This is a genomic window from Lentzea sp. NPDC092896 (assembly GCF_044754905.1).
Taxonomy (GTDB): Bacteria; Actinomycetota; Actinomycetes; order Mycobacteriales; family Pseudonocardiaceae; genus Lentzea.
This window is the reverse complement of sequence record NZ_JBIVPX010000019.1, coordinates 62,061-69,081: the sequence shown is the minus strand read 5'-3', so window position 1 is coordinate 69,081 and position 7,021 is coordinate 62,061. Positions and strand designations below refer to the sequence as shown.

Here is a 7,021-nt window from a genome sequence, read left to right as displayed (position 1 = left end):
CAACAGGCGTGCCATCTACCCGCCCGTGGCGCGGACCCCCCGATCAGATTGCCGGGGGTCTGGGGGCAGAGCCCCCAGGGGAAGCACGCAACGCAAGGTCGCCGCCCGCAAGGCGACCCACCCGCCCGATCGCGGAACGCCCGGCAGCCACCCACCCGGCAGCCACCCGCAAGGCCACCCCCGCCCAACTCAACGCAACCCAGCAGTCTCCGTAACGGCCCTCAACGCAGCCACCACAGCCGAAAACGGCGGCAGGAACGGCTTAACAGGCGGCACGTCCCCGAGCCACCGAACCCCACCCCCATCAATCCGCGAGGGCGGCAACGGCACCAGGGTCCCCAACCGATGCGTCAGGGCCCCCCGAGCCCGCAACCGAATCAAGTTCACCTGCGAGGCCTCATCAGCAGACTCAGTGAGGATGAGCCACCGCCCAGCCACCCCAGCAGCGGAAGGCAACACCACCACGGGCCCGCCAAGCATCCGAACGGACAGGTAGTGCTGCACCTCCCCACCGATCCCAGCCGCCATCTCCACGGCGGACACGCCATGATCGGTGGTCAGCAGCAACCGGTTCTCCGACCGCAACACGAGCCATCCCCAACTCGAGTAACGCTCCAGCGCACCGGAGAAGGTGTCGAGCTGCGGCAGAACCCCGGACGGCAGGCTCCCGGACGGCAGAACTCCTGGCGGCAGTACTCCCTTAGGCGAGTTCATCGATCTCACCCTCACTCTGTTTCAGTACGGTGTAACTCCGATCACACGATTTGACTCTCCGCCGCCATGAACTCACTATCGGGCCGCCATCGGCACACTCGAACGGGGCTGGAGAGCGTGACTCACCTGCGGGAACGGCATATCACCATGATCGCGCTGGGTGGCGTGATCGGAGCGGGTCTGTTCGTCGGGACGGGCGCGGGCATCGCGCTCGCCGGACCGGCGGTGCTCATCTCGTTCGGACTTGCCGGAATCCTGGCGTTGCTCGTCCTGCGCATGCTCGGGGAAATGGCCGCCGAACATCCGAGCGGCGGCGCGTTCTCGGTGCACGCGGAGAAGGCGATCGGCCCGTGGGCCGGTTTCACGGTCGGCTGGACCTACTGGGCGGCGGTGGGTGTGGTGCTCGCGGTCGAGGCGACCGGCGCGGCCAAGATCGCCTCGGGCTGGGTCCCGGCGATCCCGCAGTGGGCCTGGGTGCTGATCTTCATGGCCGCGCTCACCGCCGTGAACCTCGCGGGCGTCCGCAACTTCGGTGAGTTCGAGTTCTGGTTCGCCGGCCTGAAGGTCGCCGCGATCGTCCTGTTCCTCGCACTGGGCGTGGCGGCCATCGCAGGGGTCATCCCCAACTTCGACTCCCCCGGCACGCAGAACCTCCAGGACTTCCTCCCCAACGGCTGGGGCGGCGTCATCGCCGGGTTCATGGCGGTGGTGTTCGCGTTCGGCGGCCTGGAGGTCGTCACGATCGCCGCGGCCGACGCGGCAGACCCGAAGCACGCCGTCAAGAAGGCCGTCCGGACGTCCATGACGAGGTTGCTGGTGTTCTACCTCGGCTCGATGGCCGTGGTCGTGACGCTCCTGCCCTGGAACGACTCCGAGGTCGGCGCCAGTCCGTACGTGGCGGTGCTCAACCGGCTCGGCATCCCGGCGGCCGGGCAGATCATGAACGTCGTCATCTTCGTGGCACTGCTGAGCGCGATCAACGCCACGCTCTACGGCGCCGCGCGCATGCTCAGCTCGCTCGCCGAACGCGGCGAGGCACCGAAGGCGCTGCTGACCAAACACAACGGCGTACCGCGCAACGCCGTGCTCGCCTCCACGGCGTTCGGCTTCTTCTCCGTGCTCCTCAACTACCTGTGGCCGGACACGGTGTTCCTGCTGCTGCTCAACGCGGTGGGCTCGGCGCTACTGGTCGTCTGGGCGTTCGTCGCGATCTCCCAGATCCGCCTGCGCCGCACGTACGAGAACCCGGCGGTCCCCATGTGGGGTTACCCGTACCTCTCCTGGGTGGCACTGGCGGCGATCCTCGGCATCATCGTGCTGATGCTCAGCGACGAGCAGGCCCGCGGCCAGATCCTGTCCACGGGCGTGCTCGTCGCCGTCATCGCGGCCGTGGCGCTCAGCAGGTCAGCCTTGCAGCGGCGAAGTCTCCTCGATCGAACCTGACGCCGTCACCGCCGTCACCGACCACCAGCCGCAGGAACTTGGCGCCCTTCAACGACCCCGTCAGCGACACGGCGTCGTCCCGCCACGTCCGCAGCCCGCTGCCGGCGACCTTCGTGCCGTCCGCCCAGACCTCGAAGACCGCCGACCCGAGCTGGTTCACGTCCCGCTCGTCGTCGATGCCGACGTCGGACGAGAACGACGTGCAACGCCCACCCAGATACAAAATCAACTCGGCTTGAGCGTGCGTGCCAAGTCCCTTCTCGTACGTCTTCCCGTTGATGGTCAACGTCTTGCCGTCACCACCGAGGTAGCCGCCGTTGGACCGGTCCCGTTCGACCGGCCCGTACCCGCTGCGCTCGGTGGTGAACTGAACATCACTCGCCCACACCTCCCCTGACGGCCCGGCACCAGGCACGAGCACCCCGGCCTCCACCGGCCGCGTCACCTTGCCGTGCCCGACCCAGACCACGCCCAGCGAGCCACGCAACACATGCGCTCCAGAAACAACTCCCGCCGGCGGCGTGACCCGCCACCGGCTCTGCACCGACTGCGAGGTCAGCAGAACCGCGGCACGTTCGGATGAGAGCTTCTCGACCTTCCACCCGGCAGGCGCCACGAACGAAGTCGATGCGTTCAGCAGCGGAATCGGCGCCTGGTTGGTCGCCGTCACGGAAGCCACGAACGGCTCCCCAGCCGGTGTAAGCGTGCCGGGAATGCCGGGAACCGAGGCCTCGACGTCCAACGACGTGTCGATCGCCGGCTCGTGCCGGTACCAGTCCTGCGACGCCTTCACCCGGAAGATCGCGGTGCCGTGCGGAGGCAACGAGGCCGAGATCTGCCCGGCGGACTGGAAGTTCTTGCCCTGCCACAGATCCCGCACGGTGTACCCGACACTCGCGGGCAACCCGAGCGCACGCGCGGAGGTCGAGATCGTCGCGTTCACCTCGGACTCGTTGAACAGCGCCACCGCCCTGTCCCCGTTCGCCAGGGGCTTCACGAACACCCAGTGCCCGTCCTTCTGCCCGATCACCTTCCCCTGCACGCCCAGCCGGTCCTGGTTGACCGCGATGATCTCCTTGTTGCGCAACACGTCCAGGTGCTCGGCCGAGATCTTGCGCAGGTCCGCGCCGATCAGCAGCGGCGCCGCCATGATCGACCACAGCGCGAAGTGGCTCTGGTACTCGACCGTGGTCTGCCGGCCGTTGCCGACCTCCAGCATGTCGGGGTCGTTCCAGTGCCCCGGCCCGGCATAGGCGTCCAGCGGCGCGTTGAGCTTCAGGATCTCGACGGTCTTGGACCAGGTGTCGTTGATGTCACCGGTGGTGCGCCACAGGTGCCCGACGCCCTTGCCCCACTCCCAGGGCTTGTTCTGGCCCCACTCGCAGATCGAGTAGACGATCGGGCGGCCGGTCTTCTTCAGCGCGTCCCGCATCTTCGTGTAGCGCTCCAGGGCGGGACGGCCCTCGTTGTTGCAGTTGTCGTACTTGAGGTAGTCGACGCCCCAGTCCGCGAACGTCTGCGCGTCGATCTCCTCGTGGTCCAGCGCACCCGGCATGGTCTTCGCGCACGTCTGCACACCAGCGCTCGTGTAGATGCCGAACTTGAGGCCGCGCGCGTGGATGTAGTCACCGAGAGCCTTCATGCCGCTGGGAAAGCGAACCGGGTGGTGGCGCATCCGGCCCGTCGCCGGGTCGCGGGTGGCGTCGGCCCAGCAGTCGTCGACGTTGACGTACTGGTAGCCGGCGTCCTTGAGCCCCTTCGTCACGAAGATGTCCGCCATGTCGCGGATCATCTGCTCGTTGATGTCGCAACCGGTGGTGTTCCAGTTGTTGAACCCCATCGGCGGCGTCAGCGCCAACGTCGGGTCCACGGCCAGGGCAGGTGTCGCGGGGACGACCACGGACGCTGCGACGAGCGCCAGCGCGGTGAGCAGTGATCTCACTTCGGCTTCTCCAAGGTGATCGCGAAGACGTGCAGGCGTGGCCCGCTCGTCCTGGGCAGGGTGACGGCGGAGAGCTCTCGGGCGGCGTCCAGGCCGACGGACTGGTGGAAGATCGACACCTGTCTGGTCACCGGACCGGACGGCGTGTGCATCAGCGTCGTGGCAACGGGTTCCGACTCACCGAACTGCGGCCGCTGCTGCCAGGCCGTCACCCGGAACCGGGCGGGAACGGCGCCGTCGGCGTACACCACCGCGCCGTCCGCCTCGACGTTGCCGGTGTCGGCGGCCGCGAGCAGGTGCAGCTTCACGTACTTCCCGGCGGGAACGGCGAGCGTCTGTCCATTCGCGACGATGTTGTTCCTGCTGGCCTCGTCACCGTTGTGGAACTCGAACAGGACGCCGTCGTCGGTGACGGAGCCGGTCTGCGGCAGCTGTGCGGCCGGATAGGTGCCGCCCAGCCCGTCGAAGTCGCCGTCGCGGCTGGTGAACTCGTTGGACAGCCCGTCGTTGTCGAACGACGCGCTGATGTCCACCGGCACCGCGCTGCCACCGGGCGGCAACGCGGGCAGCCCCCAGCGCCTGCCCGGCGACGTGACCCGCACCGGCGCGATGGTGAAGTCGCGCTCGCCCTTCGCGTGGATCAGGGCCTCCTGGCCCCTCTGCAACCCCAGCTCGACCACGCCGTCCCGGACGCTCCACCGCGCGCAGCCGCGCACGATCAGCGGCCCGTCGATGCCCGTGCGGACCCGGCACGGCTGGCCGGCCTCGCTGCGCACCCGCACGAACCGCGTCCTGCCGCCCCGCCGCACCGCGCTGACCAGGAACGCGCCCTCGGTGCGGGTGTCGTGGATCGTGACGTCCTGCCAGACCGACGGCACGGCCGGGAAGATCCGGATCAGCCCGCCCCAGCTCTGGATCAGCATGTCCTGCAACGACTTCGCGGCGCTCAGCGGCGTCTCGATCACCGGCCCCGCCTCGAAGTACATCGTGTTGGGCTGCGCGAACCTGGCCACGAACTCGCGCAGGTGACCCAGCGCGTCATCTCCCCTGGTCATCTGGGCGGCGATGGACGCGGCACCGGTGAAGGTGAAGCCCCGCAACGACCCCTCGAAGCTCAGCCAGTGCTTCAGCGAGCGTTCGATGAGGTCACGGCGTTCCGGCTGCTCCCAGGTGACCTCGTGCAGCGGGTAGACGGCGAGCAGGTGCGAGTAGTGCCGGTGCGACTTCGCGAACGGCACCCCGGTGCCGATCATGAACCCGCCCGCGTCCGCCGGGTACTCGACGAGCTGGTCCAGCACCTCCTGCCAGCGCGGGGCCAGCGGGTCGGAGATCTTGAGGATCTTCGCGGACTCGATGAGCGTGCGGCACGACCAGCGCAGCAACGCGAGGTCGTAGTTGCAGTCCGGCGCGACGCCGTACTCGGGTGAGTAGGTGGGCAGCAGGTGCAGCCTGCCGTCGTCGCCCTTGCGCAGGAAGTGCAGGTAGTAGTTCGTGGATCGCCGCAGCACCGGGAAAACGGTGTCGCGCAGGATCCGCTCGTCCATGCTGTGGCGGTAGTTCAGCCACGCGTTGTGCAGCAACCACGGCAGGTTGCCGATCTCCGGGTCCGGTGACGGGTGCAGTGGCGAGCCGACGAACCCGGCGTCCTGAAACGTCGGATCGGTGCTGCGCCGCAACCCCATCGAGTCGGCCCGGAACTCGGGCCGCAGCGCGTCGACGAGGATCTGCTGGTGCTGCGAGATCGTGCGCGGGATCGGGTCGAGTTCGAGGTGGTTCGACGCGAGCACCGGCCAGTACTCGAGCTGCGCGTTGAGGTTGAACCACACCGACGGCCACGGCGTCGGCTCCAGCCACGGCCCGGAGGTCGGCATGATCGGCGCTTCCCGGCGTGCGCCCGACGCGAGCTTGTACAGCTGGATCCAGTAGAAGCTCTGCATCAACGCGTCCGGCACGGACACGAAACTCCTGCGGTAGAAACGATGCCACCACCGTTGATGTTGCTGGCGCAGCACTTCGGGCGCCCGCGCCGTGGTGATCGCGGTCCTGACCGCACCCTCGGCGGTCCTGTCCGGAAACGAATGTTCCACGGACAGAAGGAGATCCGTGCGGCCGTGCCGCTCGCGCTTCCGGTACGCGGTGGCCGTCTGTCCGCCCGCGACCATCTCCTGGGTGACGAGCGTCAGCCCGTTCACGGTCCGGGTGACGGGTTCGGGGTTCAGCGGGAACGTCGCGGGCGGTGGCTCGCGGATCGTGCGCGGACTCAGTGCGTCGAGCGCCTGGAACTCCAGCTCGACGGCCTGTTCGCCGCTGGTGGGCCGAACTTCCAGGTGCAGCAACAACTTCTCGGCGTGCACGAACAGCCTGATCGCCAGCTCACCGCGATCTGTGACGATCTTGCCGCGCAGTTCGGCGTTCCACAGGTCGAGCCGCAGGTCGACTCCGGTGATCCGGCCGACCGGCGTCAGCAGCAGCCGCCCGACCGGCAGCCGGGCCACTCCCCACTCGTTGCCGAACTGCGGCCGGTGGTCCTGCACCTTCGCGTGGTCGACGGTGAACCGGACGGCGTTCGCGCCCGGCTCCCGGTAGACCGCGGTGGCGAGAAACCCGTTGCCCAGGAACGGTCCCTCGTACCAGGCACGCGGAATCCGTTGCCACACCAGGTCCTGCTCGCCGAGGAACCTCTCCCAGTCGATCCTCGTCGTGCACCCGGAAGTCTCCGCTTCCGCTCCGGCGGGCAGCGCGGTGAGCGCCGCTCCCGCCACCACTCCGCCCATGAGCCCGCGCCGCGACAGCTCCACTCCAGCACCCTTCAGGTCCGTTGGCGGCGGCGCCTAAAGATCGGATGTGTACGTCCGTCGGCAGCCTAGGTCCGCCAAAGAAGACGGTCAAGACCGGTCAAGCCTCGGATGTAAGCGTTTACCG

At 68.3% G+C, this 7,021-nt stretch carries 3 protein-coding genes; 1 reads left to right on the top strand and 2 read right to left on the bottom strand.

Annotation, left to right across the window (positions count from 1 at the left end; translation table 11 throughout):
- Positions 1-831: 831 nt before the first annotated feature.
- Positions 832-2,157 carry an amino acid permease gene (locus tag ACIQF0_RS47410; RefSeq protein ID WP_401041555.1) on the top strand — a complete coding sequence of 442 codons (1,326 nt, stop codon included), beginning with the start codon at positions 832-834 and terminating at the stop codon, positions 2,155-2,157.
- Here ACIQF0_RS47410 and ACIQF0_RS47405 read toward each other — a convergent pair.
- Both ACIQF0_RS47405 and ACIQF0_RS47400 read right to left on the bottom strand, forming a co-directional pair.
- On the bottom strand, positions 2,111-4,099 hold the full coding sequence (locus ACIQF0_RS47405) for an NPCBM/NEW2 domain-containing protein (RefSeq protein ID WP_401041553.1): 1,989 nt from the start codon (positions 4,097-4,099) through the stop codon (positions 2,111-2,113). The genes ACIQF0_RS47410 and ACIQF0_RS47405 overlap by 47 nt on opposite strands.
- Positions 4,096-6,897 carry a glycosyl hydrolase family 95 catalytic domain-containing protein gene (locus ACIQF0_RS47400; RefSeq protein WP_401041552.1) on the bottom strand — a complete coding sequence of 934 codons (2,802 nt, stop codon included), beginning with the start codon at positions 6,895-6,897 and terminating at the stop codon, positions 4,096-4,098. The genes ACIQF0_RS47405 and ACIQF0_RS47400 overlap by 4 nt, the downstream gene beginning before the upstream one ends.
- Between the last annotated feature and the right edge of the window lie 124 nt (positions 6,898-7,021).